24 protein-coding genes are annotated in these 22,295 nt (G+C 70.1%); 8 read left to right on the top strand and 16 right to left on the bottom strand.

Annotation, left to right across the window (positions count from 1 at the left end; genetic code table 11):
- Positions 1-27 precede the first annotated feature (27 nt).
- Genes ACVFYP_RS24075 through ACVFYP_RS24055 form a run of 5 tightly spaced genes read right to left on the bottom strand, consistent with a single transcriptional unit; the run spans position 28 to position 6,636 of the window.
- A complete protein-coding gene (locus ACVFYP_RS24075) occupies positions 28-1,536 on the bottom strand; it encodes a hydrogenase large subunit (protein ID WP_499202771.1) in 1,509 nt (502 codons plus the stop codon).
- A complete protein-coding gene (locus ACVFYP_RS24070) occupies positions 1,533-2,990 on the bottom strand; it encodes a proton-conducting transporter transmembrane domain-containing protein (protein WP_499202770.1) in 1,458 nt (485 codons plus the stop codon). Before ACVFYP_RS24070 ends, ACVFYP_RS24075 begins: the two co-directional genes overlap by 4 nt.
- Positions 2,987-3,664, bottom strand: a complete 678-nt coding sequence (locus ACVFYP_RS24065) for a hydrogenase-4 component E (protein ID WP_499202769.1) — start codon at positions 3,662-3,664, stop codon at positions 2,987-2,989. Before ACVFYP_RS24065 ends, ACVFYP_RS24070 begins: the two co-directional genes overlap by 4 nt.
- Positions 3,661-4,620: a respiratory chain complex I subunit 1 family protein gene (locus ACVFYP_RS24060; RefSeq protein WP_499202768.1), complete on the bottom strand. Its 960-nt coding sequence runs from the start codon at positions 4,618-4,620 to the stop codon at positions 3,661-3,663. The genes ACVFYP_RS24065 and ACVFYP_RS24060 overlap by 4 nt, the downstream gene beginning before the upstream one ends.
- Complete coding sequence (locus ACVFYP_RS24055) at positions 4,621-6,636, bottom strand: proton-conducting transporter transmembrane domain-containing protein (RefSeq protein ID WP_499202767.1); 2,016 nt, start codon at positions 6,634-6,636, stop codon at positions 4,621-4,623. It abuts the gene before it with no gap.
- A 290-nt stretch (positions 6,637-6,926) separates the two neighbouring features.
- Here ACVFYP_RS24055 and ACVFYP_RS24050 point away from each other — a divergent pair, with 290 nt between their 5' ends.
- The 3 genes from ACVFYP_RS24050 to ACVFYP_RS24040 are packed head-to-tail and all read left to right on the top strand — an operon-like array spanning position 6,927 to position 9,342.
- Complete coding sequence (locus tag ACVFYP_RS24050) at positions 6,927-7,469, top strand: TRAP transporter small permease subunit (RefSeq protein ID WP_499202766.1); 543 nt, start codon at positions 6,927-6,929, stop codon at positions 7,467-7,469.
- Between the two features lie 5 nt (positions 7,470-7,474).
- Positions 7,475-8,890 carry a TRAP transporter large permease gene (locus tag ACVFYP_RS24045; RefSeq protein ID WP_499202765.1) on the top strand — a complete coding sequence of 472 codons (1,416 nt, stop codon included), beginning with the start codon at positions 7,475-7,477 and terminating at the stop codon, positions 8,888-8,890.
- A complete protein-coding gene (locus ACVFYP_RS24040; RefSeq protein ID WP_499202764.1) occupies positions 8,887-9,342 on the top strand; it encodes a TrmO family methyltransferase domain-containing protein in 456 nt (151 codons plus the stop codon). Before ACVFYP_RS24045 ends, ACVFYP_RS24040 begins: the two co-directional genes overlap by 4 nt.
- 259 nt (positions 9,343-9,601) lie before the next feature.
- Here the strand turns inward: ACVFYP_RS24040 and ACVFYP_RS24035 are convergent, their stop codons facing one another.
- From ACVFYP_RS24035 to ACVFYP_RS24025, 3 genes are all read right to left on the bottom strand, one after another.
- Positions 9,602-9,979, bottom strand: coding sequence for a hypothetical protein (locus ACVFYP_RS24035; RefSeq protein WP_499202763.1), 378 nt, complete (start codon positions 9,977-9,979; stop codon positions 9,602-9,604).
- 3 nt (positions 9,980-9,982) lie between these two features.
- Positions 9,983-11,308, bottom strand: a complete 1,326-nt coding sequence (locus ACVFYP_RS24030; RefSeq protein ID WP_499202762.1) for a hypothetical protein — start codon at positions 11,306-11,308, stop codon at positions 9,983-9,985.
- A 64-nt stretch (positions 11,309-11,372) separates the two neighbouring features.
- Positions 11,373-12,200 (bottom strand): aldo/keto reductase, encoded by an 828-nt coding sequence (locus ACVFYP_RS24025; RefSeq protein ID WP_499202761.1) that lies wholly within the window; start codon positions 12,198-12,200, stop codon positions 11,373-11,375.
- Positions 12,201-12,243: 43 nt separating this feature from the next.
- Between ACVFYP_RS24025 and ACVFYP_RS24020 the strand changes: the two genes are divergently transcribed.
- The gene (locus ACVFYP_RS24020) at positions 12,244-12,882 is read left to right on the top strand and encodes a hypothetical protein (RefSeq protein ID WP_499202760.1); all 639 of its coding nucleotides are present in this window, start codon (positions 12,244-12,246) and stop codon (positions 12,880-12,882) included.
- Positions 12,883-12,944: 62 nt separating this feature from the next.
- Here the strand turns inward: ACVFYP_RS24020 and ACVFYP_RS24015 are convergent, their stop codons facing one another.
- From ACVFYP_RS24015 to ACVFYP_RS23995, 5 genes are all read right to left on the bottom strand, one after another.
- Positions 12,945-13,541, bottom strand: coding sequence for a malonic semialdehyde reductase (locus tag ACVFYP_RS24015; RefSeq protein ID WP_499202759.1), 597 nt, complete (start codon positions 13,539-13,541; stop codon positions 12,945-12,947).
- A 205-nt stretch (positions 13,542-13,746) separates the two neighbouring features.
- Entirely contained in the window at positions 13,747-14,313 is a 567-nt protein-coding gene (locus tag ACVFYP_RS24010; RefSeq protein ID WP_499202758.1) for a NifU family protein, read from the bottom strand.
- Between the two features lie 325 nt (positions 14,314-14,638).
- Positions 14,639-15,133: a universal stress protein gene (locus tag ACVFYP_RS24005; RefSeq protein WP_499202757.1), complete on the bottom strand. Its 495-nt coding sequence runs from the start codon at positions 15,131-15,133 to the stop codon at positions 14,639-14,641.
- A gap of 39 nt (positions 15,134-15,172) precedes the next feature.
- Positions 15,173-15,940, bottom strand: a complete 768-nt coding sequence (locus tag ACVFYP_RS24000) for a TIGR02186 family protein (RefSeq protein WP_499202756.1) — start codon at positions 15,938-15,940, stop codon at positions 15,173-15,175.
- Positions 15,937-16,845 carry a sulfite exporter TauE/SafE family protein gene (locus ACVFYP_RS23995; RefSeq protein ID WP_499202755.1) on the bottom strand — a complete coding sequence of 303 codons (909 nt, stop codon included), beginning with the start codon at positions 16,843-16,845 and terminating at the stop codon, positions 15,937-15,939. The genes ACVFYP_RS24000 and ACVFYP_RS23995 overlap by 4 nt, the downstream gene beginning before the upstream one ends.
- Before the next feature lie 236 nt (positions 16,846-17,081).
- On the opposite strand from ACVFYP_RS23995, the gene ACVFYP_RS23990 reads away from it, so the two are divergent.
- From ACVFYP_RS23990 to ACVFYP_RS23980, 3 genes are all read left to right on the top strand, one after another.
- Complete coding sequence (locus ACVFYP_RS23990) at positions 17,082-18,635, top strand: bifunctional metallophosphatase/5'-nucleotidase (protein WP_499202754.1); 1,554 nt, start codon at positions 17,082-17,084, stop codon at positions 18,633-18,635.
- A 75-nt stretch (positions 18,636-18,710) separates the two neighbouring features.
- Positions 18,711-19,412, top strand: a complete 702-nt coding sequence (locus tag ACVFYP_RS23985; protein ID WP_499202753.1) for a VIT1/CCC1 transporter family protein — start codon at positions 18,711-18,713, stop codon at positions 19,410-19,412.
- Positions 19,409-20,014 (top strand): DUF938 domain-containing protein, encoded by a 606-nt coding sequence (locus ACVFYP_RS23980; RefSeq protein WP_499202752.1) that lies wholly within the window; start codon positions 19,409-19,411, stop codon positions 20,012-20,014. Before ACVFYP_RS23985 ends, ACVFYP_RS23980 begins: the two co-directional genes overlap by 4 nt.
- Positions 20,015-20,017: 3 nt before the next feature.
- Here the strand turns inward: ACVFYP_RS23980 and ACVFYP_RS23975 are convergent, their stop codons facing one another.
- Together ACVFYP_RS23975 and ACVFYP_RS23970 are read right to left on the bottom strand one after the other, a co-directional pair.
- The gene (locus tag ACVFYP_RS23975) at positions 20,018-20,203 is read right to left on the bottom strand and encodes a hypothetical protein (RefSeq protein ID WP_499202751.1); all 186 of its coding nucleotides are present in this window, start codon (positions 20,201-20,203) and stop codon (positions 20,018-20,020) included.
- Between the two features lie 89 nt (positions 20,204-20,292).
- Positions 20,293-20,469 carry a hypothetical protein gene (locus ACVFYP_RS23970; RefSeq protein ID WP_499202750.1) on the bottom strand — a complete coding sequence of 59 codons (177 nt, stop codon included), beginning with the start codon at positions 20,467-20,469 and terminating at the stop codon, positions 20,293-20,295.
- Positions 20,470-20,556: 87 nt separating this feature from the next.
- Between ACVFYP_RS23970 and ACVFYP_RS23965 the strand changes: the two genes are divergently transcribed.
- On the top strand, positions 20,557-21,555 hold the full coding sequence (locus ACVFYP_RS23965) for a Bug family tripartite tricarboxylate transporter substrate binding protein (protein ID WP_499202749.1): 999 nt from the start codon (positions 20,557-20,559) through the stop codon (positions 21,553-21,555).
- A 17-nt stretch (positions 21,556-21,572) separates the two neighbouring features.
- On the opposite strand, the gene ACVFYP_RS23960 is transcribed toward ACVFYP_RS23965, so the two are convergent.
- The gene (locus ACVFYP_RS23960; protein ID WP_499202748.1) at positions 21,573-22,283 is read right to left on the bottom strand and encodes a class I SAM-dependent methyltransferase; all 711 of its coding nucleotides are present in this window, start codon (positions 22,281-22,283) and stop codon (positions 21,573-21,575) included.
- Positions 22,284-22,295: the final 12 nt, after the last annotated feature.

Below are 22,295 nucleotides of genomic sequence, written 5' to 3'. Positions count from 1 at the left end.
TTTGGGTGCCCTGGGGCGCGGGGCGCATCACAGGTCCACCCCGCTGTAGGAACAGTTGAAGCTTTTGTTGCACAGCGGAAAATCGGCGATGATGTTGTCCTCGACCACCGCCTCCAGCAGCGGCCATTGCAGCCAGGACGGGTCGCGCGGGAAGACGGCGCGGATCAGCCCGCCATCGTCCAGCGCCATCCAGGTGGCGATCTCCCCACGAAAACTCTCGACCAGCGCAAACCCTTCCCCGCCCCGCTGCGGCAGCGGGGCATGGATCTCGCCCGCCGGCAGGCCCGCCAGCAGGCGGCGGATCAGGCGGATGCTGTCCGTCAGCTCTTCGATCCGCACCCGCATCCGCGCCGCCACATCGCCGTCCTGCCGCAGCACCGATGCGGGCGGTGCGCCGGCATAGGGGGCGGAGGGAAAAGCCAGCCGCGCGTCAAAAGCCCGGCCGGAGGCGCGGCCGATGACGCCGCCGGCGGCAAACGCCCGCGCCAGCTCCGGCGTCAGCACCCCGGTGCCGACCAGGCGGTCCTGCAGGCTGGCGTGATCCTCATAGATCGCGTGCAGCCAAGGCATCTCCGCCTCTACCTGGGCCAGCGCGGCGAGCAGCGCATCCGCCCCTTCCTGCGCCAGATCCATGGCGACCCCGCCGGGGATCACCCGGTCCATCATCAGCCGGTGGCCGAAGGCGGCCAGCTGGGCACGCAGCATCGCCTCCCGCAACATGCCGCAGCGGGCATGCGGGAAGGCGAAGCTGGCGTCGTTGCAGATGAAACCCCAGTCGCTGAGGTGATTCGCGATCCGCTCCGATTCGAGCATCACCGCGCGCAGCCAGGCGGCCCGCGGCGGGGCGGTGGTCTCGCAGGCGGCCTCGGCGGCCTCCGCGAAGCCCAGGGAATGGGCGACGGTGCTGTCGCCGGACAGGCGGGCGGCGAAGCGCGCGGCGGTGCGCGGGGACTTGCCGAGCATCAGACCGAGCGTGCCCTTATGGGCATAGCCCAGCCGCTGCTCCAGCCGCACCACCATCTCCCCCTGCACGGTGAAGCGGAAATGGCCGGGCTCGATGATGCCGGCATGCACCGGGCCGACGGGAATCTGGTGCCAGCCTTCACCCTCGATCGGCAGGAAGGTCGGCTGTTCCGGCGGCGCGCCGTGGCGGGCCGGGCGGGCGGAAAGCGGGGCGGTCAGCGGCCAGCGGCCATGATCCAGCCAGGGGCGCAGATCGACGCCGCCCTCCGCCACCAGGCCCCAGAGGTCGTGGATCATCCGCTCGAACCGCACCGCGCCGGGTCGGGCGGGGGACAGCGCGGGGTAGAGGCCGCCCTCCGCCGGAGTGCTGGCCAGCAGCAGGGCGCCCGATTCTTCGTCCAGGAATGCGGCATGGACCATCGCCGGCTCCGCCCACAGGGACAGCAAGGCGAGCGTCGGCTCCTCGATCAGCCCCGCCGAAAGCAAGGCGAAATCGGTGGGCGACAGAAGATGGCGGGGCACCGGCCGGCAGGGCTGCGGCGTGCCGCGGCGGATGATGGTGGAAGCCTTCATCCGAGCAGCCTCGCCGCATCCATCAGCAACGCCTCCAGCCCCGCCGGCAGGGCGAAGCCGAGCGCGGCGGCCAGTGCCAGCAGCGTCCACATCGGAACGCTGGCCCAGGCCAACCCGCCGGGCAGGCCGAAGGCCCCCGGCACGGGTGAGTCCGGACTCGGCGGGCCGAGGCACATCCGCTGCAAGGCCCGCACCAGCGCCGTGCCGGCCAGCAGCAGCCCAAGGCCGAGCGGCAGCAGCAGCCAGGGCTGCCCCGCCGCGGCCGCCGCCACCAGCCGGAATTCGGAGACGAACAGCGCGAAGGGCGGCATGCCCGCCAGCCCGGCAATGCCCAGCGCCAGTCCCCAGCCCAGCACCGGGTGGCTCGCCGCCAGGCCCTTGATGGCCTCGATCTTCTGGCTGCCCTTGAGCTGCGCGGCGGCGCCGACACCAAAGAACACCGCGCTCTTCACCAGGGAATGGCCCATCAGATGCAGCATCCCGGCCAGGGGCGCGCCGAGCCCGAAGGCCATGGTGGCGAGGCCCATATGCTCGATGCTGCTCCAGGCGAAGAAGCGCCGCGCATCCCGCCGCCGCCACAAGGCGAGCGAGGCCAGCAGCAGGGAGGCCAGCCCGAACCCCACCAGCAGCGGCCCGGGCGCCAGCACGCCCGGATTGAGATCGACAATCGCCTTGGCCCGCAGGATGGCGAGCAGGGAGGCATTCAACAGCAGGCCGGACAGCACCGCGCTGATCGGCAGCGGCCCCTCGGCTTCCGCGTCCGGCAGCCAGGTGTGCAGCGGCACCAGCCCGGCCTTGGTGCCGTAACCCACCATGATGAAGATGAAGGCGAGCGAGAGAATCCCCGCATCGCAATGCGCCGCCACCGCCCGCAGCGCCGCCCAGGACAGGCCGGGATCGCCATGGCCCACCAGCGGCTGGGCCGCCAGATACAGCAGGATGGTGCCGAACAGCGCCAGCGCGATGCCGACGCCGCAGAGCAGGAAGAACTTCCACGCCGCCTCGATGGCCGCCGGCGTGCCATGCACCGCGACCATCAGGACGGAAGCGAGGGTGGCGATTTCGATCGCCACCCACATCACGCCCAGATTGTCCGACAGCAGCGCCAGGAACTGCGCGCCCATGAAGACCTGGAAGGCGGCGTGATAGGCGCGGGCGCGCAGCGGGTCGAAGCGCTCGCCCTCCACCGTGGCCGCGGAAAAGGCGGCGGTGGCCAAGCCGATGATGCCGGCCAGGGCGATCAGCGGCAGGTTCACCGAATCCGTGCGGGTCCAGCCCTGCACCCCCTGCGGCAGCGCCAGCAGCCAGAACGCCAGGCCGCAGCTGGCGGCCGAAACCCCCAGATTGACCCAGGCCGGCAGCCGCCCGCGCGGGCGCAGCAGCAACAGCAGAAGCGCCCCGGCCCAAGGGAAGAACACGACGATCCAGGCCAGCGGGAAGCCGGGGACGGTCATGGCGGCTCCCCCTCCCCGCGCTGGCGGCTGAGCGATTCGGTGTCCAGCGTCGCCATGCGGTCGCGCAGCAGGAAGACGACGATGCCGGCGACCAGGGCCAGCATCAGCACCAGGGCGGCGGTCGAAAGCTCCACCACCAGCGGCATGCCCTGCACGCCGACGGCGGCCAGGATCAGCCCGTTCTCCAGGCTCAGCAGGCCGATCACCTGGCTGACGGCATTGCGCCGGGCGATCATCATCAGCATGCCCAGCATCACCACGGACAGTGCCAAGGCGAGGTTTTCGCGCGTCAGCGCCTGCGCCTGGCCGGCGGTGGCGGGCAACACCACCATCACCGCGAGCCCGACCAGCGCGGCGGCGGCGAGCAGGGAGGGGCCGACGCCCAGCGCCGTCTCCATGGTCCGATGCAGGCCGAGCCGGCGGAGCAGCAGGCGCAAAGCGAGCGGAATCAGCACCGCCTTGGCAGCGAAGGCCAGCAGCGCCGTGACATAAAGCTCCCCATTGTGCTGGCTGTAGCCCTGCCAGGCCGCGGCCGCCGCCAGCAGCGCGCCCTGCACGGCAAAAGCGTTGATCACCGCATCCAGCCGCCGCTGGTACAGCAGCACAAAGGACAACAGCAGCACGCCCCCGCCGAGGAGGTGGGCGACGTCATAGCCGGTGCTGCCGAAGCTCACGCCAGCCTCGTCGACAAAAACAGCAGCAACGCCCCCAACAACCCCAGCAGCAGCGCCGTCCCCAAAAACTCCGGCACCCGGAACACCCGCATCTTGGCGATGGCGCTTTCGAAGACGGCCAGTGCCACGCACAGCACCCCCATTTTCGCCACCCACGCGCCGATACCCACCACCCAGCCCAGCGGCGCGAAGCCCACAGGCGCGGTGCCGAAGGGGAAGAAGATCGCGGCCAGCAGGGCCAGCCACAGGGTCAGCCGCAGCGCGGAAGCCGCCTGCCACAGCGCCAGATGCCGGCCGGAGGCCTCCAGCAGCATCGCCTCATGCACCATGGTGAGTTCCAGATGGGTGGCGGGGTTGTCCACCGGGATGCGGGCGTTTTCCGCCACCGCCACTGCCAGCATCGCGACCAAAGCCAGGCCGAGCGACACGCGCAGGCCCAGGCTGCCATCCTGGAACAGCGTGCCGATCGCCTCCAGCCCCGTATTGCCGGCCAGCATGGCCAGCACCAACACCACCAGCAGCAGCGCTGGCTCCGCCAGGGCCGCGAAGGACATTTCGCGGGCGGCGCCGAGGCCGCCAAAGGCGGTGCCGGCATCCATTCCCGCCAGCGCCAGCGCCATCCGCCCCGCCGCCAGCAGCCCGGCGATCAACACCAAATCCGCCAGCGGCGCCAAGGCCATGCCGCGCGCGAAACTCGGCACCAGGGCAAGCGCGCCCAAGGCGAGCGTGACCCCGGCATAGGGCGCGGCGCGGCTGATCCAGCTCGCATTCTCCGCCAGCACCGGCCGCTTGCGCAGCAGCTTCCGAAAATCCCGCAACGGCTGCAGGGGGGAGGCGCCGATGCGGCCCTGCATCCGCGCCTTCAGCCAGCGGATGCAACCCTCCACCAGCGCGGCGGCCAGCAGCACCAGCACCAGATGCAGCGCCTGGGTCAGCAGGGCGGCGAGGCTGTCCATTCAGCGCGCCTCCAGCCAGGCGGTCAGCGCCAGCAGCGCGACCAGGGTGGAGAAGGGCAGGATCAGGCAGGCGGTCAGCGACAGGTCACGCAGCCTGTCCGCCCAACCGGCCAGCGCATCCCGGAGTCGCGCCGCGGGCGCCAGCAACAGCGTCTCGGTGGGGTCCATCTGGCCGGATTTGACCTGCGCCGGGCCGGGGTCGCCCGGGCGGGGCATCACCACGGATTCATGCGCGGCCAGCAGCGACCCGCCCAGCATGCGCCGCAGCGGCTGGCCGAAGCCGGTGGCGGAGGGCTGGGTCATCGGGTCGCCGAAGGGCAGGTGCGGCGGCGACGCCATGAAGCCGCCATCCCAGGCCGGGCTGCGCGCCACGCCGCCCGGGCTGCGCTGGCGCAGCAGCCACCAGATCACGCCGCCCAGCGCCGCCAGCACCAGCGCCACGCCGATCGGCCAGTAGCGCGCGCCGCCATCGCCGACGCGCAGCACGGTCAGGCTGCCGCGCTCCGCCATGCCCTGGGTCGCCAGGATCTGCACCGCCCCCGCCGCCAGATCCAGCAGCGGCCCGGGCATCAGCCCGAACAGCACCGTCAGCCCCGCCGGCAGCAGCAGGGCGAGCCGCGCCGCCAGCCGCCCATCCTGTGCCCCGGCCGCACGCGGTGTGCGCGGCCGGCCGAGGAAGATCAGGCCATACATCCGCAGCATCGCCGCCGCCGCCAGCGCAGCCGCCAGCGCCACCGCCGCCACCGCCACCACGCCCATCACCTGGAAGGCGAGGTCGCCCACCCGCCAGGCGGCCAGCAGCGCCTGCAACAGCAGCCATTCGCTGGCGAAGCCGGAGAGTGGGGGCAGGCTGGCCGCCGCCGCGGCGCCCACCAGCACCGCCGCCGCCGTCACCGGCATCACGTGGATCAGCCCGCCCAGCCGGTCCAGATGGCGGGAGGCGGCGGCGTGCTGCACCTCCCCCAGGCCCAGGAACAGCAGCGACTTGAACAGCGCATGGTTCAGCGCATGCAGCAGCGCCGCCCCCGCCGCCAGCCCGGCCAGCACGCCGAGATCGGCAGCGCGGAAACAGGCGGCCAGCCCCAGGCCCACCGCGATCAGCCCGACATTTTCGATAGTGGAGCAGGCCAGCAGCGTCTTGCCATCGGTCTCCAGATTGGCGCGCAGCGCGCCGAACACGGCCGAGGCCGCGCCCAGCACCAGCAGCGGCACGCCCCACCACAGCGGCTGCGTCGGCCCGGACAGGTCCAGCAGCACCCGCGCCAGGACATACAGCGCCACCTTGCTCATCGCGCCCGACATCAGCGCGGCGACATGGCTGGGTGCGGCAGCATAGGGCGGCAGCCAGACCATCATCGGCAGCAGCCCGGCCTTGGACCCCGCCCCGGCCAGCACCAGCCCCAGCACCGCCGCGGCCACGCAGCCTTCCGGCGGCGCGGCGCGGATGGCGGCAAAGGAAACGTCCCCCGCCGCCCCGCCCAGCAGCCCCATGGCCGGGATCAGGCAGGCGCCGGCGAACAGGGCGAAGGCGAGGTACAGCCGGGCGGCGCGGCGATGCGCCGCATCCTCATGCTCCGCCGCGATCAGGATCCAGGAGGCGACGGACATCGCCTCGAACCCCAGAACCAGGGTGAAGCCATCCGCCGCGATCAGCGTCAGCGCCATGCCGGCCAGGAACAGCGGATAGGCGGCCAGCAGCCGCGGCGGCGCGTGGCGCGCATGGGCCAGGGCGAACAGCGAGGCGCAGGCCCCGGCGAGACCCAGGATCAGCAGGAACCAGGCCGAGAGCGCATCCACCGCCACCTGCGCCGCCACGCCCGGAATCGCCAGCGGCAGCGCCTGCGCGGGCAAGGCCCCGCCAGCCAGCACTGCCAAGCCCAGTCCCGCGAACAGCGCGGAGGCGACCAGCGCCCCCCCATGCACCACCATCCATCCCCAGCGCGCGCGGGAGAGTGGCACGGCGCAAAGTCCCAGCAGGCCAAGGCCCGCCAGGTTGAGAAGGAGCGCCGTCAGCACGGCAGGCTTTGGGAACGGGTCACCGACTCGCAGGATAGCACCCCCACCCCGCCACAGAAGGGGGCGGCCAGTCCATGCGGCATCACGTCACCATCCCGGGGGCGATTTTCGGGGCCGTCGCGCAGCCGCCGGCCCGCTCCACTGCTTTCCAAGCCTGTCCGCTGGCGCTACAGCAGCCCGCCCGGCTCGGCGGGGCGCCGGGAATGCCGCGCGCGCCGCGCCGGCCCGCCAACCCACGGGCATGCCGCCCGCCTGTCTTCAGCCTCGGGGGTACGTCTCCTTTGGGACCGTTGCTCGCCTTCAGCCGCGGGGTCGATGCCCTGACCACGGCTTTTGGACGGATCGCCGACTGGCTGGTGCTGATCGCCTGCACCGTCAGCGCCGCCAATGCCTTCGCCCGCTACGGCTTCTCCTCCGGCTCCAATGCCTGGCTGGAGGTGCAGTGGTACTGCTTCGCCGGCATGGTCATGCTGGGCGCCAGCCATACCCTGTTCCGCAACGAGCATGTGCGCGTCGACCTGGTCTATGGATCGCTGCGCATGCGCGCGCGGATCTGGGTGGATGTGCTGGGCATCACCTTCTTCCTGCTGCCCGCCATGGCGCTGCTGGCCTGGATGACCTGGCCCTTCTTCGTCGAATCCTGGGTGCGGGCGGAGGTTTCGTCCTCCCCCGGCGGCTTGATCCGCTGGCCGGCCAAGCTGCTGATGCCGCTGGGATTTTTCCTGATGTCGCTGCAAGGGCTTTCCGAATTGGTCAAGCGCGTCGCCGTGTTGCGCGGCATCGAACTGGCCAAGGGGCAGTTGCACGCTGTCTATGCGAGGCCTGATCAGTGATGGGCATGCTGCATGAGGACATCATGCCGCCGCTGATGTTCGGCGGGCTGGTGGTGTTCCTGCTGATCGGCTTCCCGGCGGCCTTTTCGCTGGCGGCGGTGGGGCTGTTCTTCGGCTTCATCTCGATCGAGCTCGGCTTCTTCCCGGAAGCCTGGATGTTCAACCTGCCGCTGCGGGTCTTCGGCATCCTGTCCAACGACCTGCTGCTGGCGATTCCCTTCTTCACCCTGATGGGCGCGGTGCTGGAACGCTGCGGCCTGGCGGAGGATCTGCTGGAGGGTACTGGGCAGCTCTTCGGCAAGATCCCCGGCGGGCTGGCCTATGCGGTCATCATCGTCGGCGCGATCCTGGGCGCCATCACCGGCACCGTCGCCGCCAGCGTGATCTCCATGGGCATGATCAGCCTGCCGATCATGATCCGCTATGGCTACGACATGCGGATCGCCACCGGCGTGATCGCGGCGTCGGGCACCATCACCCAGCTGATTCCGCCCTCCCTCGTGCTGATCGTGCTGTCGGATCAGCTCGGCCAGAGCGTCGGCGACATGTATGCGGGGGCCATCGGGCCTTCGATGCTGCAGGTGGCGCTGTTCCTGCTGTTCATCTGGCTGGTGTCCATCTTCCGCCCGCACAAGGTGCCGCCGCTGCCCCCCGAAGCCTTGGCGCCGCGCGACTGGAAGCTGTGGTGGCGGGTGCTGAAGGGCATGGTCCCGTCCATGGCCCTCATCTTCATGGTGTTGGGCACCATCTTCATGGGCCTGGCGACGCCGACGGAAGCCGGCGCCATGGGCGTGGTCGGCGCCGTGCTGCTGGCCGCGCTGAACCGCCGCCTGACCTGGCCGCTGATCCGCGAAGCCATGGGCAACACCATGCGCATCACCAGCATGGTCATCTTCATCCTGATCGGCGCCACGGTCTTCACCCTGGTCTTCCAGGGCGTCGATGGCGGCATCTGGATCGAGCATCTGCTGAGCCTGCTGCCTGGCGGTCAGACCGGCTTCCTGATCTTCGTCAACGTCTTCGTCTTCTTCCTGGCCTTCTTCCTCGACTTCTTCGAGATCGCCTTCATCGTCATCCCGCTGCTGGCGCCGGCGGCGAAGGCCCTGGGCATCGATCTGGTGTGGTTCGGCGTGCTGCTCTGCATCAACATGCAGACCGCCTTCATGCATCCGCCCTTCGGCTTCGCCCTGTTCTACCTGCGCGGCGTGGCGCCGAAATCGGTGCTGACCAAGGACATCTACTGGGGCGCCATCCCCTGGCTGTGCCTGCAATTGCTGCTGGTGGCGGTGGTGATCTTCTGGCCGCAGAGCGTGACCTACTGGCTCGACCGCTCCCCGCGGCAGGACCCGAGCACGGTGATCATCGACCTGCCGCCGCCCGTCGCGGTGCCGGATGTGCCGGCGATGCCGGTCTTCCAATGAGGATCGCGCCCATCGGCACGGTCCGCGGTGGCCGTGCGGAGCCTCTGGACGATGGCTGGGACGCCGTGGAGGCCGAGATCGTGCTGGACCCGGCGGTGCTGGGGCCGGATGCGGCGCTCGGGCTCGACGCCTTCAGCCATGTGGTGGTGGTCTTCGGCTTCCACCGCCTGGACCCCGAGGCGGTGGAGCGCAACGCCCGCCACCCGCGCGGCCGTCAGGACTGGCCGAAGGTCGGTATCCTGGCCCAACGCGGCGCCCCGCGCCCGAACCGCATCGGCGTGAGCACCTGCGCACTGCTGGGCGTGGAGGGGCTGGTGCTGCGGGTGCGCGGGCTGGATGCGGTGGAAGGGTCGCCGGTCTTCGACGTGAAGCCGCATATGACCGGCTTCGACCCGCGCGGTGCGGTGCGGGAGCCGGATTGGGCGCGGGAGATCATGGCGGGGTATTGGTAGAGCGCGATCCCTCAAGATGCGAGGGCAGCGCAGGTTTGAAGGGGCGTCCACCTGGGCGTCAGTCGGCTTGCAACTGCTGCTGCTGCTGGCAGTGGTGATCTCTGGCCAAAGAGCGTGACCTACTGACTGGACCGTTCCCCGAGCCAGGACCCCGGCACGGTGATCATAGACCTGCCGCCGCCGGTTGCGGTGGAGGACGTGCCGGCGATGCCGAGCTTTCAGTGGGACTTCGGCCGAAACTTACCACTCGAAACAGATGTCACCCGTAGTGAGGCGTCTGACTCTCGATATAGGCGGCGCGATAGGGGAGCAGCAGGTTGAAGACGTAGTCCTCGTGTTCGCTTAGGAATTTCAAGAGGTTGCCGACAGAGGGAACCGGTACCGGCAAACCCCGCCATTCATAGAAAATCTTGAATATGATGGGAACCGAATAGCCGAGAGCTTCAGGTTCCGAATACGGCGAGAAAACGACGAGATCATACGCGGGCCGCATGTAGCGTTCCCCGTGGATTTCCACGCGCCAGCCATCGGCACGCCGATAAGCTGCGGAAAAATCTTCATCGCTTTCCCGCGTGAAACCAATGCGCGACAGCGCCGTCTCTGTCGGAATTTGCACAACTTCGAAGTCGGGATGCATCTGTCAGCGAACCATTTCTGAACTTACGGGATCATAGCGGTAACCCTGCTCAACGAGATAGTCGTATTCGCGGCCGAAACCGGAGCGCACGGAACTTCCATCGGGCATCAGGCGATCCGGGCCGGGCGGCGGCGGCCTGGTTGCCATCGGAATGCGGTCGCCGCGGGCGATCGCTTCATCTAGGAATGGCTTGTTGTATTCCTTCCAGAACTGCTCTGGATTTTTGTATTTTTCGTCTGGCACATTTAACACGTTGAAGCCACCCTTCTTGGGCCCGAAATCTTCGTTTTTCGGTATATTAAGCTCCTCAATGACATGTTTTACATCGGCGTGATAATTTCCGAGAACTGTAGTTGTCTTGTTTGGGTCCGCAACAATCGGCACACCACTGCTCGGAGTTCTCTGTATTTGCCGTGGACCTGGTAGTCTAGAATGCTGCTCCGGCGCGGCTTTGGAAGGTTTCGGTGGCCCGCCAACCGGCTTCTCCACAACCGCAAAGTCACCCCCTCGTCTTCGCTTCGGCCCGGCCCGCGCGATGATCTTGATGAACAGCTCCACCCCGATCATCGTCACTGCCGCCGCCAACATCGCCGCCGCCGCGTCGAGATCCGCCTTCGTCTTCGCGGACTCCACCCGATCGAAGACTTCGGACAGCTTGGCGATCCCCTCCAGAATCGCGTCCTTGGCAAAGAGCAGCGTTATGCCCAGCATCAACCCGCCGGCCAGCAGGGCCAGGATGCCGGCCGGGTTCATCATCATCACGGCCATGGTGGCCGCCAGCATCGCCAGGGACTCCGGTGAGAAGAAGTCCCGGACGCGGCCCTTCATCTCCTCGCCCATGCCGGCCATGCTGAGATGGTCGGGCACTTGCCCCAGCACGATCAGCCAGCGTTCCCGCATCGGCAGGCCGGCGATGTTCTGGTTAATGTCGGGAGGTCTCTGGTGGGTCGCCGGAACATCCAGGGCGCGCAGCATGGCCAGCGGTTCGCCCTCGATCTCCCGGGCGCCGGGCAGGTGGGCGAAGCGCATCACCAGCACGCGCCGGTCCTGCACGCCGCGGGTGATGGTGGCGATCACCTCCCGGTCCGACAGGCTGGGTCCGGTGACGAAAAAGGGGCTGCCGCGCAGTTCCGCGACCAGGTCCAGCAAGGCGGCGCGGGTTCCGCTGCCCTCCTGCAAGGCGCGCATCAGCGCCGCTTCCAGCGTCAGAAGCCCGACGCCCCGGCTGATGCCCGGCTGGCGCACCGCCGCATCCGATCTCCATGCGGAAGCCGGAATCAGCAGGAAGCCTCCCGCAGCCTCCCGCAATGTGATGACCCGATCCGGCATGAAGAACGATAGTCGGTTCGATCCGGTTTCGAGTCCATAGCGCCAACCCGGCCGGCAACTGCGCTCAGATCATCTCCAGCGCCTGCTTGCGCGACGGCGGCGGGAAGGCCCGGTCCAACTCGGCCATATCCTCCGCCGTCAGTCGCAGGTCGCGTGCCGCCACATTGGCGCGCAGATGCGCCGGGTCCGACGCCTTCGGAATCGCGATCACCCCCGGTCGCGCCAGCACGAAGGCCAGCGCCACCTGTGCCGGCGCCACGCCATGCCGCGCGGCCACTGCGCGCATGGCCCTGTGCCGCAACAGCGCCCCACCCTGGCCGAGCGGGGAATAGGCCATCACCGGCATGGCGCGTTCCGCGCAGAAGGGCAGCAGGTCGAATTCCGGGCCGCGCGCTTCGAGGTTCCACAGCACCTGGTCCGTCGCGCAATCGGCCAGCGCCGGGCCGAGCTCCCGCAGATCCGCCACATCCAGGTTGGAGACGCCCCATCGCGCGATCTGCCCCTTGGCGCGCGCGGCCTCCATCGCCTGCACCGTCTCCGCCAGCGGTACGCTGCCGCGCCAATGCAGCAGATAAAGGTCGATCCGCTCCACCCGCAGCCGCTTCAGGCTGGCCGCCAGCGCCACCGGTAGTTTTCGCGCCGAAGCGTTGTGGGGATAGACCTTGGAGACGAGGAACACCTCGTCCCGCCGGCCGGCGATGGCCTCGCCCACCACCTCCTCCGCCCCGCCCTCGGCATACATCTCCGCCGTGTCGATCAGGGTCAGGCCGAGGTCGAGGCCGAGCCGCAATGCATCGGCCTCCGCCCGGCTGTTGCCGCCTTCCCCCATATGCCAGGTGCCCTGGCCCAGTGCTGGCACCACGACCCCATCAGGAAACCGCACATCCGCCATGGAACCCGCCCCTTCGCTTCCTATCTGCCAGGGTATGACCCGCATGGCCCGCCCCAGTTCCCTCGCCGCCGCCCTCATGCTGGCCGGCACGGCCACTTTGGCGCAACCCGCGCCGCAGCTTCAGGCCCAGGTGCCGGAGGAGATCGGCAGTTGGCGCCTGTCCTGCGTCGCCGACCGCATGACGGACCAGTCCAACTGCCTGCTGCGGCATCGCAACCCGGTGGAGGCGGCGCAAAGCGCCACCGGCTCCTCCCTGTTGCTGGAGGTGCAGGAGCGGCATGGGCGGCTGGTGCCAGTGGTCACGGCGCGCGACCTGTCGCTGGATGCGGCGAGCCGCGGGTTGTTGGCCTTCACCGGCACGGCGCAGCTGCGCTTCCCACCAAGCCGGTTCTTTGAGCTGCCCTGCGGGCTGGAAGGCCGCAACCTGGTCTGCGCGCCGAAGGCGGAGGATGCCGCGCGGGCGGCGGAGGAACTGGCGGCCAGCCCTGCGGCGCTGGTGCGCATGACCGGCCTCGGCGCCGGATCGAACCAGGCGGAGCCGGTGGAACTGCGGCTGGAGGGCACGCGGGATGCCCTGGCGCGCTACCGCAGCCGGGTGCCGGAGGGCACGGTGACACCGGCGCCCAGCGGCCTGTCCCTGCCCGAGATCATGGGGCGGATGCAGCGGCTCTTCGGGAACTGAAAATGCGAAAAGGGCCGGACGTCGCCATCCGGCCCTCTCCCATATCGGCCCTGTCGGGAAAACTATTCGAGGCGGGCGGCCTCGTCGAAGCTCAGGCGCGGGCTGCGGGGGAACAGGCCCGCCGGGTCGCCATAGCCGAGATTGACCAGGAAGTTGGACTTCCAGCTGGTGCCGGAGAAGAAGGCCTCGTCCACCTTGGCATTGTCGAAGCCGCTCATCGGCCCGGCATCGAGGCCCGCCGCGCGGGCGGCCAGGATCAGATAGGCGCCCTGCAGCGTGCCGTTGCGGAAGGCGGTGGTCTCGGCCAGCGCCGGGGTGCTGACGAACCAGGACCGCGCATCGGCATGCGGGAACAGGAAGGGCAGCTTGTCGTAGAAGGCCATGTCATGCGCCACGATGGCGATGACCGGCGCGGTCATGGTCTTTTCCATGTTGCCGGACGACAGCGCCGGCTTCAGCTTGGCCTTGCCTTCCGCGGTGCGGATGAAGACGAAGCGGGCCGGGGAGGCATTGGCCGAGGTCGGCGCGAATTTGAGAAGGTTGTAGACCTCCTCGAGCTTGCTGTCCGGCACCTGCCGGTCCTGCCACTTGTTCTGGGTGCGGGCTTCCCGGAACAGGATGTCCAGGGCCTGGTCGTCAAGCGTCGGGTGGTCAGTCATAGGTTTCTCCGTCAACAGCCAGCGGTGCCCGAAGGCGCGGCTTTGCGAACGGGATAGGCCTATTGGCGGCCGGGGCCAATCGCCCGGCACCAATGGTGATTATCGGCGGCCCGAATGGCCCGATCCCACGGATGGGACCCTGCGCCCGCTGAAGGCGGACGAGCGGCCGCTGCCGGTGATCGTTACGATCACCGGGATTTGGGTGTCAGGCCTCCACCTGCTCCACCCGGAGCACTTCCGGCACGTAGTGCCGCAGCATGGTCTCGACCCCGTGCTTGAGCGTGGCGCGGGAGGAGGGGCAGCCGGCGCAGGCGCCCTGCATGTGCAGCTTCACCACGCCTTCCCGGAAGCCGCGGAAGACGATGTCGCCACCGTCGCCGGCCACCGCCGGGCGCACGCGGGTGTCCAGCAGTTCCTTGATCTGGGTGACGATCTCGCCGTCTTCCTCGGCGAAATCCTCGGCCTCGGCTTCCGCGTCCTCGCCTTCCATCACAGGCAGGCCGGCCAGGTAGTGTTCCATCACCGCACCCAGCACGCGCGGGCGCAGGGCCTGCCAGTCGGAGGCCTCGGTCTTGGTGACGGTGACGAAGTCCTGGCCGAGGAAGACGCGGGCGACATCGCCCACGGCGAAGATGCGCGCGGCAAGCGGGCTGCGCCCGACGGCGTCCTCGGCGGCGGTGAAGTCGGCGGTGCCGAGATGCGCCATCACGTCCCGGCCCGGCAGGAACTTCAATGTGGCGGGGTTCGGCGTGGCTTCCGTCTCGATGAACATTTTTGGGGTTCCGCGATGGTCTGGCGATTCCCGACCTATGTGGTCCGTTTTACCCAGGGCTGCAACGGGTGGGGCATAAGGCGCTGCGACGGCCCTGCGGTGCGCCGTGCGCGGGGCTGCGACGCCCTGCGGCCGTGCGCCGGAAACGCGCCCGCCGCCTATGCGGCGAGCCAAGTGCGCAGAGCGCGCGCCCGGCACCTGAGGGCCACAAAAGGCAGCCGGCGAAGCCGGCTGAGCGGCCGAATGGCCGCCGCCGCCTATGCGGCGAGCCAAGCCGCCGGAGGCGGCGCCCGGCGCCTGAGGGCAAGAATCCTGAGGGCAAGAATCAGGTCACGCGATCCAGCTCGGCATCGCTCATCGCGCCCGGCACGATGGTCATCGGCACCAGTAGCTTGGTGGCGTAGCGGCCGGTCAGGGCCTGGATCAGCGGGCCGGGGCCGGACCCGCCGGTGGCACTGGCCAGCACCAGGATGGAGATGCGCGGATCTTCGGCCAACAGGGCCAGCAGCTCGTCGCGCGGATCACCCTCCCGGATCAGCAGGATCGGCAGGCCGCCGGTGATCTCATTCACCTCCGCCGCGAGGCCGGAGAGCATGCGCTCTGCCTCCTCCCGCCGTTCCTCGGCCAGCATGGCGCCGACGCCGGCCCATTCCACCTGGCCGGCGGGCTCGATCACCCGCAGCAAAGCGACGCGGCCGCCGGATTTGCGCACCCGCAGCGATGCGTAGCGCAGGGCCAGCCGGCGCTCCGCGCTGTCATCCACCACCACCAGGAAGACCCGGTCCCGCCGCGCCTGCGCCGCCTCCGCCGTTTCGCCCATCGCTCGATCCCCCAGGCCCGGGGCGGGGCGGAAGGCTGGTCAGCCGCGCCGGAAGACGACGCTGCCGATCCAGCCGGCCAGGCCCGCCATGACAATGCAGGCGATGCCATACAGCACCGGCTCGTTGCGCGCGATGTCCGCTATCCAGGCGGCGCTGCCGGTGCGCACCACATCCAACCGCAATTCCTGCCGCGCCACCAGCCGCCGGTCGCGCACCAGCATCACCTGTACCTGATAGATGCCATGCGCCACGGTGGCCGGCAGCGGCAGCCGGGCGTGGAACAGCCGGCCGCCCGAAACCTCGATCGGCCTTTCCCGGTCCACCCAGAGCCCGGCCTCCTGCTGCAGCCCGGCCAGGGCAGTGCGGAATTCCCGCCCCTGGGCGCCGAGCTGCACCAGCGGCAGTTGGTCCAGCGTCAGCCGCAGATCGGCGCGTTCCACCCGGTCCAGCATCGCCGGCACCGGGCGGGTGGAGGCCAGCGCCCAGTAGCTGGGCACGCGGTTGAAGCGGGCGGCGGCGCCATTGATCCAGAAGCCCAGCACATTGGTCTTCTCGCGCACGATCATCGCCGTCTCGGGGCCGGTGACCAGCACCAGGATCTCGTCCCCCAGCGGGCCGATCAGCCGTTCGGTGGCGCCGAAGACCAGGATCTCGGCGCCGGAAAAGGCGGTGGTCACCTCGATCCGGCGGGTGGAAAGCTCCACGGCGAGGGAGGGCGGCGCCACCGCGGTTGCCTGGGCCAGGGCCAAGCGCGGCGTGGCGAGCAAGGTCAGCAGCAGCAGAAGCAGGCCGAGGCAGAGCCTCATGGCACCGGCCCGATGACGAACAGCGCCTCCGGCACCCGCAGCAGGTCCCAGAGCAGCGACAGCGCGACGGACAGCACCAGCGCGCCGAGCAGCGCGCGCATCTCCTCGCCGCGCAGCTTCGTGCCCATGGCGGCGCCGAACTGCGCGCCGGCGACGCCGCCGGCCAGCAGCAGCAGGGTGAGCACGATATCGACGCTGCCGACCTGGATCGCCTGCAGGAAGGTCACGTTGGCGGTGACGAAGACCACCTGGAACAGGGAGGTGCCGATCACCACCGCGGTCGGCATGCCGAGCAGATAGATCATCGCCGGCACCAGCATGAAGCCGCCGCCGACACCCATGATGGCCGAGAGCACGCCGATGGCGAAGCCGATGCCGAGCGGCGGGATGACGGAGATGTACAGGCGCGACTTGCGGAAGCGCATCTTGAAGGGCAGGCCGTGCATCCAGAGATGCTCGTGCAGCCGCGCCGGGCGCGATCGCTTGCGGCGCAGGATGGCAGTGACGCTTTCCCGCACCATCAGCGCGCCGACGCTGCCCAGCACGACAACATAGAAGATGGCGACGGCCAGATCGACCTGCCCGGCACGCCGCAGCCAGGCGAACAGCTGCACGCCGGCGAGCGAGCCCAGGAAGCCGCCGATGATGAGCACCGTGCCCATCCGCACATCGACATTGCCCCGCCGCCACTGCGCGATGAGTCCGGAGACGGAGGCGCCGAGTGTCTGGTTGGCGCCGGACCCGACCGCGACGGGCGCGGGGATGCCAATCAGGATCAGCAGCGGCGTCAGCAGGAAGCCACCGCCGACGCCGAACAGGCCCGACAGCCAGCCCACACCAAAGCCGATGCCGAGCAACAGCAGGGCATCGACCGACATTTCGGCAATCGGGAGATAGACCTGCATCGCGCGGGCGAGTCTCGGCTGGCGGCGTGTCAACAAGAAGGCGGGGGAAACGGCAAGGCGGGGTATCAACCTCCACGTCCCGCGCCGCAACCCGGCTTCTTGCGCGCGCAGACATCATCGCGGTCAGATCGGCGTGCGCGCGGAGCGGGTGATGATTGAATGACGCCGCCACGATGCCGCATGACGTGGCCGCGCCGATCCGCTACCCAGGGCCGCCCCGCCCGGGAATGCCACCGATGATCCTGCGCCGCCGTCTTCTGCTCAGCCTGCCGCTGGCCGCCCCCGCCTTGCGCGCGCCGCGGGCGCAGGCGGTGCGGCGGGTGACGCTGCTGCATGTGAACGATTTTCACAGCCGGCATGAGGGGGCCCAGAGTTCCACCGCCGCTTGCCGCGCCGGCGCGCCCTGCTTCGGCGGCGCGGCGCGGCTGGTCGCCGCCGTCCAGGCCGCGCGCGCGGCGGCGCTGGCGGAAGGTCGCGCAGTGCTGGCGCTGGATGCCGGCGACCAGTTCCTCGGCAGCCTGTTCTTCACCCTGCATCGCGGCCGCGCGGAAGCGGCGGTGCAGCGGCAATGGGGCGTGCAGGCCATGGCGCCCGGCAACCACGACTTCACCGGTGGGCCGGAGACGCTGGCCGCCTATCTGCGCCTGCTCGGCGTGCCGCTTCTTGCCGCCAATATGGATATTGCGCGGGAGCCGGCGCTGGCCGGACTGGTCGCGCCCTATGCCGTCTTCACCACAGGCGGCGCGCGCATCGGCGTCATCGGCCTGACGCTGGAGACGATTCCGCAGGTCTCCTCCCCTGGCCCGAACCTGCGCTTCACCTCCGGCGAGGCGGAGGTGGCGCGAGCGATCGCCGAGATCCGGGCGGCGGGGCCGGCCACCATCGTCATCCTGTCGCATCAGGGCGTCGCGGCGGATCGGGTGCTGGCGCAGGCTGTGCCGGGCATCGATGTGATCGTCGGCGGCCATTCCCATACGCTGGTCACGCCGCCGCTGGTGATCGAAGGCGTCGACCGCCCGGTGCGCATCGTCCAGGCCGGCGCCTTCGGCCGCTGGCATGGGCGGCTCGACCTGGATCTGGCCGCCGATGGCCGCATCGCCGCGCATGGCGGCGGCGCGGAGGAGATCACCGAGGTGATGCCGGAGGACCCGGCGACGGCAAGGCTGGTGGCGGAATTCGCCGCGCCGATCGGGGCCTTCCGCGAACGGCCGGTCGCGCGCAATGCCGGCGGGCTGGAGAACACCACCTGCCGGATCGGCGAATGCGCCGTGGGCAATCTTCTGGCGGAAGCGCTGCTGGCGTCGGTGCCGGGGGCGGACCTGGCGCTGACCAATGCGGGCGGCATCCGCACCGGCCTGCCCGCTGGCAGCATCACACTGGGCGACGTGCTGACCACGCTGCCCTTCTCCAACACCGTCGCCACGCTGCGGCTGCGCGGCGCCGACCTGCTGGCGGCGCTGGAGAATGGCGTTTCCACCCCCGGCAGTGGGCGCTTCCCGCAAGTGGCTGGGCTGCGCTTCACCTGGACCCCCGCCGCCCCGGCCGGCCAGCGCATCCGGGAGGCGGTTGTGACCACGGGCCAAAGGCCCGGGCCGGTGGACCCCGCCGCCGTCTATCTGGTGGTGACCAACAACTTCCTGCGCACCGGCGGCGACGGCTACGCCACCTTCCGTGATGCGGCGCTGGAGGCCTATGATTCCGGGCCGCCGATGGAAGATGCCTTCGCCGCCCATCTGACGGGGCTGGGCGAGGTGGTGGCGCGGCTGGATGGTCGCATCGCGGCGCGCTGAGACGGCGCGGCGATCCGTGCGACAAGGAGGGGAACGAACGGACCAGCCCGCTCGCCAGATCCGGAGTCGCCCCGCGTGAAGCGTCACCATCGCCACATCGAAAGCCATCTCGTTTCCCGCATCGGCTGGCTGCGCGCCGCCGTGCTGGGCGCCAATGACGGCATCGTTTCCACCGCCAGCCTGATCGTCGGCGTCGCCGCCGCGGCCGCCACCAATGCCGATGTGCTGCTGGCCGGCACCGCCGGGCTGGTTGCCGGCGCGATGTCCATGGCGGCAGGCGAATATGTCTCGGTCAGCTCGCAATCCGACACTGAACGGGCGGATCTGGCGCGGGAGACCGCCGAACTCACCACCCAGCCGGAGTCGGAGCGGGAGGAACTCGCCCAGATCTATGTCGCGCGCGGCGTGGAGCCGGACCTGGCCCGCCAGGTCGCCGTGCAGCTGATGGCGCGGGATGCGCTCGGGTCGCATGCGCGGGACGAGCTGGGCATCACGGAGATCACCACGGCACGACCGGTGCAGGCGGCGATGGCCTCGGCGGCGAGTTTCGCGGTCGGCGCGGCGATGCCGCTCGCCATGGTGCTGCTGCTGCCACGAGCTGCGCTGGTGGCGGGCGTGTCGCTGGCCTCGCTCGCCTTCCTCGCGTTGCTTGGCGCCATCGGCGCGCGGGCCGGCGGGGCGGATGTGCTGAAGGCAACGGTGCGGGTGACGTTCTGGGGGGCGCTGGCCATGGCGATCACGGCGGCGATCGGCGCGTTGGTCGGAACGGTGGTATGAGCCAGGACCCGCGCCGCGCCGCGCCCGCCGCCGCCCGCAACCGGGACCCGATCCTGGCGGCGCTGCGCCCGCTGCTGCCGGCCACCGGCCTGGTGCTGGAGGTGGCGAGTGGCACCGGGGAGCACGCGCTGCATTTCGCCGCCGCCCTGCCGGGCCTGACCTTCCAGCCGAGCGATCCGGATGCGGAGTCGCGCGCCAGCATCGATGCCTGGTGCGCGGGCCAGCCCCGCATCCGCCCGGCCCTGGCGCTGGATGCCATGGCGGCGGACTGGCCGATCACGGCCGCCGATGCGGTGCTCTGCATCAACATGATCCATATCGCGCCCTGGGCGGCGACGCTGGGCCTGCTGCGCGGCGCGGCGCGGCTGCTGCCGGCGGGGGCGCCGCTGCTGCTCTACGGCCCCTATCGCCGGGACGGCGTGCCGACCGCGCCGAGCAATGAGGATTTCGACGCCAGCTTGCGCGCGCGCAATCCGGAATGGGGGCTCCGGGCGTTGGAGATTGTGGCGGCACAGGCGGTGACGGACGGCTTTGGCCCGCCGACGGTCATCGAAATGCCGGCCAACAACCTGCTGGTGGCCTTCCGGCGTCGGCCCGACTGAGCGTCAGCCGGCCTGGTCGGAGACCGGCCGGGGCGCCACCACCACCCGTTCCACCTCCTCATCCACAATCTGAAGGCAGGGTTGTTCCGACGCCAGGGCGCGGGCGGTGCGAGCCTCCGCCACGGCGGAGAGCGGGGCGAGCCAGACGGCGAGCAGGCCGGTGACGGCGGCGCGGCGGATATGGCGCATGGGCAGTCCCCTTTCCCGAAGCCAGCCCATTGCGGCCGCCCGTCGGGGCAGATGGGTGGCGCGACCGTGGCAGGAAAGCGGCGGTGCGTTCACGCGGCTGCGAGCCGTGGAACTTTTTGGCCGAGGGCGCCGGCCAGCACGCGGAGGGGCATGGATCGGCGGCCCATCGCGGGCGGCGGCGCCAAGGCTTCTGACGGGCCAAGAAAAAATAGCATAAAAATCTTTAGATTGACGAATATGGCCATATGCATGGAAAAAACTTCCATGATGAAGCCTCATTCGCCGCGTCAGCGCCTGCCGCGATGTCGCCGGAGCCCACCTCCGCCGCGCAGCCCCTGACCCTGGAGACCTCCATGACTTTCGTACCTCGTGACCATTTCCGCCGTCGCCTCCTGTTGCGCACCCTTGCCGCCGCCCCGCTGGCGACGCCGTATCTGGCCCGTGCCCAATCCACCTGGCCGGACCGGCCGATCCGCCTGGTCGTGCCCTGGCCGCCCGGCGGCGCGGTGGACCAGCTGGCGCGCGCGGTGCAGCAGGCGCTGAGCGCGCAGCTGGGCCAGAGCGTCGTTATCGAGAATATCGGCGGCGCCTCCGGCCGCGTCGGTGGCCAGGCAGCGGCGCGCGCCAATGCCGATGGCCTGACCCTGCTGCTGGCCAATGACACCTTCGCGGCGACGGAGGCCGTGCCCGTGGCGGGCGCGCCATCCCAGCGCAGCACGCTGCGGCCGGTGGCGCTGACGGTGACGGCGGAACACGGCTTCTTCACCCATCCGCGCTCCGGCATCGCCAGCGCGCAGGACTTCGCCGCGGCGGCCAAGGCGCGGCCGGGCGGGCTGAATGTCGGCGTGCCGGGCATCGGCGCGTCGCAGCACTTGACCAGCGAATTGCTGCTGCGGGAGGCAGGCGGCCTGCGGGTGGAGCATGTGCCCTATCGCGGCGGCGGGCCGGTGCTGCAGGATCTGCTGGCAGGGAACATCGACGTGGGCATCGTCACTTTCTCCGCCGGCGTGCCGCATGCCCGCGACCGCAGCCTGGTGCCGCTGTTCGTCACCAGCGCGGAGCGGCCGCCCAGCCTGCCGGACGTGCCGACGGCGGCGGAGACCATCGCACCGCGCTTCGTGCAGGACACCTGGATCGGCTTCTTCGCCCCCGCCGGCACCCCTGCCGTGGCGCTGGAGAAGCTGCAGGCGGCCAACCGCGCCATGCTGGCCGATCCGGCGCTGCGGGAGCGCCTGGCCGGGCTGGGCTTCACGCCCTCCGGCCTCGGCCAGGCGGAGTTTGCCGCATTGTTCGACCGCACGGTGACAACCTTCGCCGGTATCGCGCGGGAGAGGGGCATCACGGGGAGCTGATCGCGCGCGTCAACCTGCTATCCCGGCCTGCGCCATTCCATGATGTGAAAATAGGGCACGCGGCGGTAGCGCGCCGCCGCGTGCGGGTCACCGCCCTCGCGCGGCGCGGGCTCGGCGAAATGGGTCATCACCAGCCCCTGGCTCAGCAGAAGGGTCATGTACAGGCTCATCGGCCGGTGCCAGTTCTGGATGCGGATGCCGCGCCAGCCGACCCAATGGGCGCGTTCCTCCAGATAGTGGTCGATGGCGAAGTGGGTCTTTTCCTCGCCATCCCGCGCCCAGCCCTCGGGCAGGCCGGCGGTGAAGAAGCTATTCAGGTTGGCGATCAGCAATCGGCCGCCGGGGGCCAGCACCCGGGCCATCTCGGCGATGGCGGTGGCGGCGTCCGGGATGTCGATCAGGCTGAGGTAGCTCACCACCAGGTCGCAGGCGCCATCCGGCAGGGGCAGCGCCTCCGCCCGGCCGGCGCGGTAATCACCCTCCGGGTCGCGCTTCCGGGCTTCGTCCAGAAGTGCCTCGGTCGGGTCGATGCCGATGGCCGAGATGCCGCGCGCGCGCAGCATCCGGCAGAAGCGGCCCTCGCCGCAGCCGACATCCAGCGCCAGCTGTACCGGCGCCGCATCCACCCGCGCCAGCATCGGCGCGTCCAGCACGAAGCGGCGGCCGTAATCGCCTTCTTCCGCCATCACCGCGATCCAGGCCGCCGCCGATTCCGCCCATCCATCCATGCCCGCCACCTT

The sequence above is a fragment of the Roseomonas sp. F4 genome, from assembly GCF_053891155.1.
Note: the sequence above shows the minus strand (reverse complement) of the source record. Positions and strands in the feature narration are given on the sequence as shown.

Coding starts and splice junctions, on each gene's coding strand:
- ACVFYP_RS24075 (WP_499202771.1), bottom strand. CDS start 1,536: ATGAAGGCTTCCACCATCATCCGCCGCGGCACGCCGCAGCCCTGCCGG.
- ACVFYP_RS24070 (WP_499202770.1), bottom strand. CDS start 2,990: ATGACCGTCCCCGGCTTCCCGCTGGCCTGGATCGTCGTGTTCTTCCCT.
- ACVFYP_RS24060 (WP_499202768.1), bottom strand. CDS start 4,620: ATGGACAGCCTCGCCGCCCTGCTGACCCAGGCGCTGCATCTGGTGCTG.
- ACVFYP_RS24045 (WP_499202765.1), top strand. CDS start 7,475: ATGCTGCATGAGGACATCATGCCGCCGCTGATGTTCGGCGGGCTGGTG.
- ACVFYP_RS24040 (WP_499202764.1), top strand. CDS start 8,887: ATGAGGATCGCGCCCATCGGCACGGTCCGCGGTGGCCGTGCGGAGCCT.
- ACVFYP_RS24035 (WP_499202763.1), bottom strand. CDS start 9,979: ATGCATCCCGACTTCGAAGTTGTGCAAATTCCGACAGAGACGGCGCTG.
- ACVFYP_RS24030 (WP_499202762.1), bottom strand. CDS start 11,308: ATGCCGGATCGGGTCATCACATTGCGGGAGGCTGCGGGAGGCTTCCTG.
- ACVFYP_RS24025 (WP_499202761.1), bottom strand. CDS start 12,200: ATGGCGGATGTGCGGTTTCCTGATGGGGTCGTGGTGCCAGCACTGGGC.
- ACVFYP_RS24020 (WP_499202760.1), top strand. CDS start 12,244: ATGGCCCGCCCCAGTTCCCTCGCCGCCGCCCTCATGCTGGCCGGCACG.
- ACVFYP_RS24015 (WP_499202759.1), bottom strand. CDS start 13,541: ATGACTGACCACCCGACGCTTGACGACCAGGCCCTGGACATCCTGTTC.
- ACVFYP_RS24010 (WP_499202758.1), bottom strand. CDS start 14,313: ATGTTCATCGAGACGGAAGCCACGCCGAACCCCGCCACATTGAAGTTC.
- ACVFYP_RS24005 (WP_499202757.1), bottom strand. CDS start 15,133: ATGGGCGAAACGGCGGAGGCGGCGCAGGCGCGGCGGGACCGGGTCTTC.
- ACVFYP_RS24000 (WP_499202756.1), bottom strand. CDS start 15,940: ATGAGGCTCTGCCTCGGCCTGCTTCTGCTGCTGCTGACCTTGCTCGCC.
- ACVFYP_RS23995 (WP_499202755.1), bottom strand. CDS start 16,845: ATGCAGGTCTATCTCCCGATTGCCGAAATGTCGGTCGATGCCCTGCTG.
- ACVFYP_RS23990 (WP_499202754.1), top strand. CDS start 17,082: ATGATCCTGCGCCGCCGTCTTCTGCTCAGCCTGCCGCTGGCCGCCCCC.
- ACVFYP_RS23980 (WP_499202752.1), top strand. CDS start 19,409: ATGAGCCAGGACCCGCGCCGCGCCGCGCCCGCCGCCGCCCGCAACCGG.
- ACVFYP_RS23975 (WP_499202751.1), bottom strand. CDS start 20,203: ATGCGCCATATCCGCCGCGCCGCCGTCACCGGCCTGCTCGCCGTCTGG.
- ACVFYP_RS23970 (WP_499202750.1), bottom strand. CDS start 20,469: ATGGAAGTTTTTTCCATGCATATGGCCATATTCGTCAATCTAAAGATT.
- ACVFYP_RS23965 (WP_499202749.1), top strand. CDS start 20,557: ATGACTTTCGTACCTCGTGACCATTTCCGCCGTCGCCTCCTGTTGCGC.
- ACVFYP_RS23960 (WP_499202748.1), bottom strand. CDS start 22,283: ATGGATGGATGGGCGGAATCGGCGGCGGCCTGGATCGCGGTGATGGCG.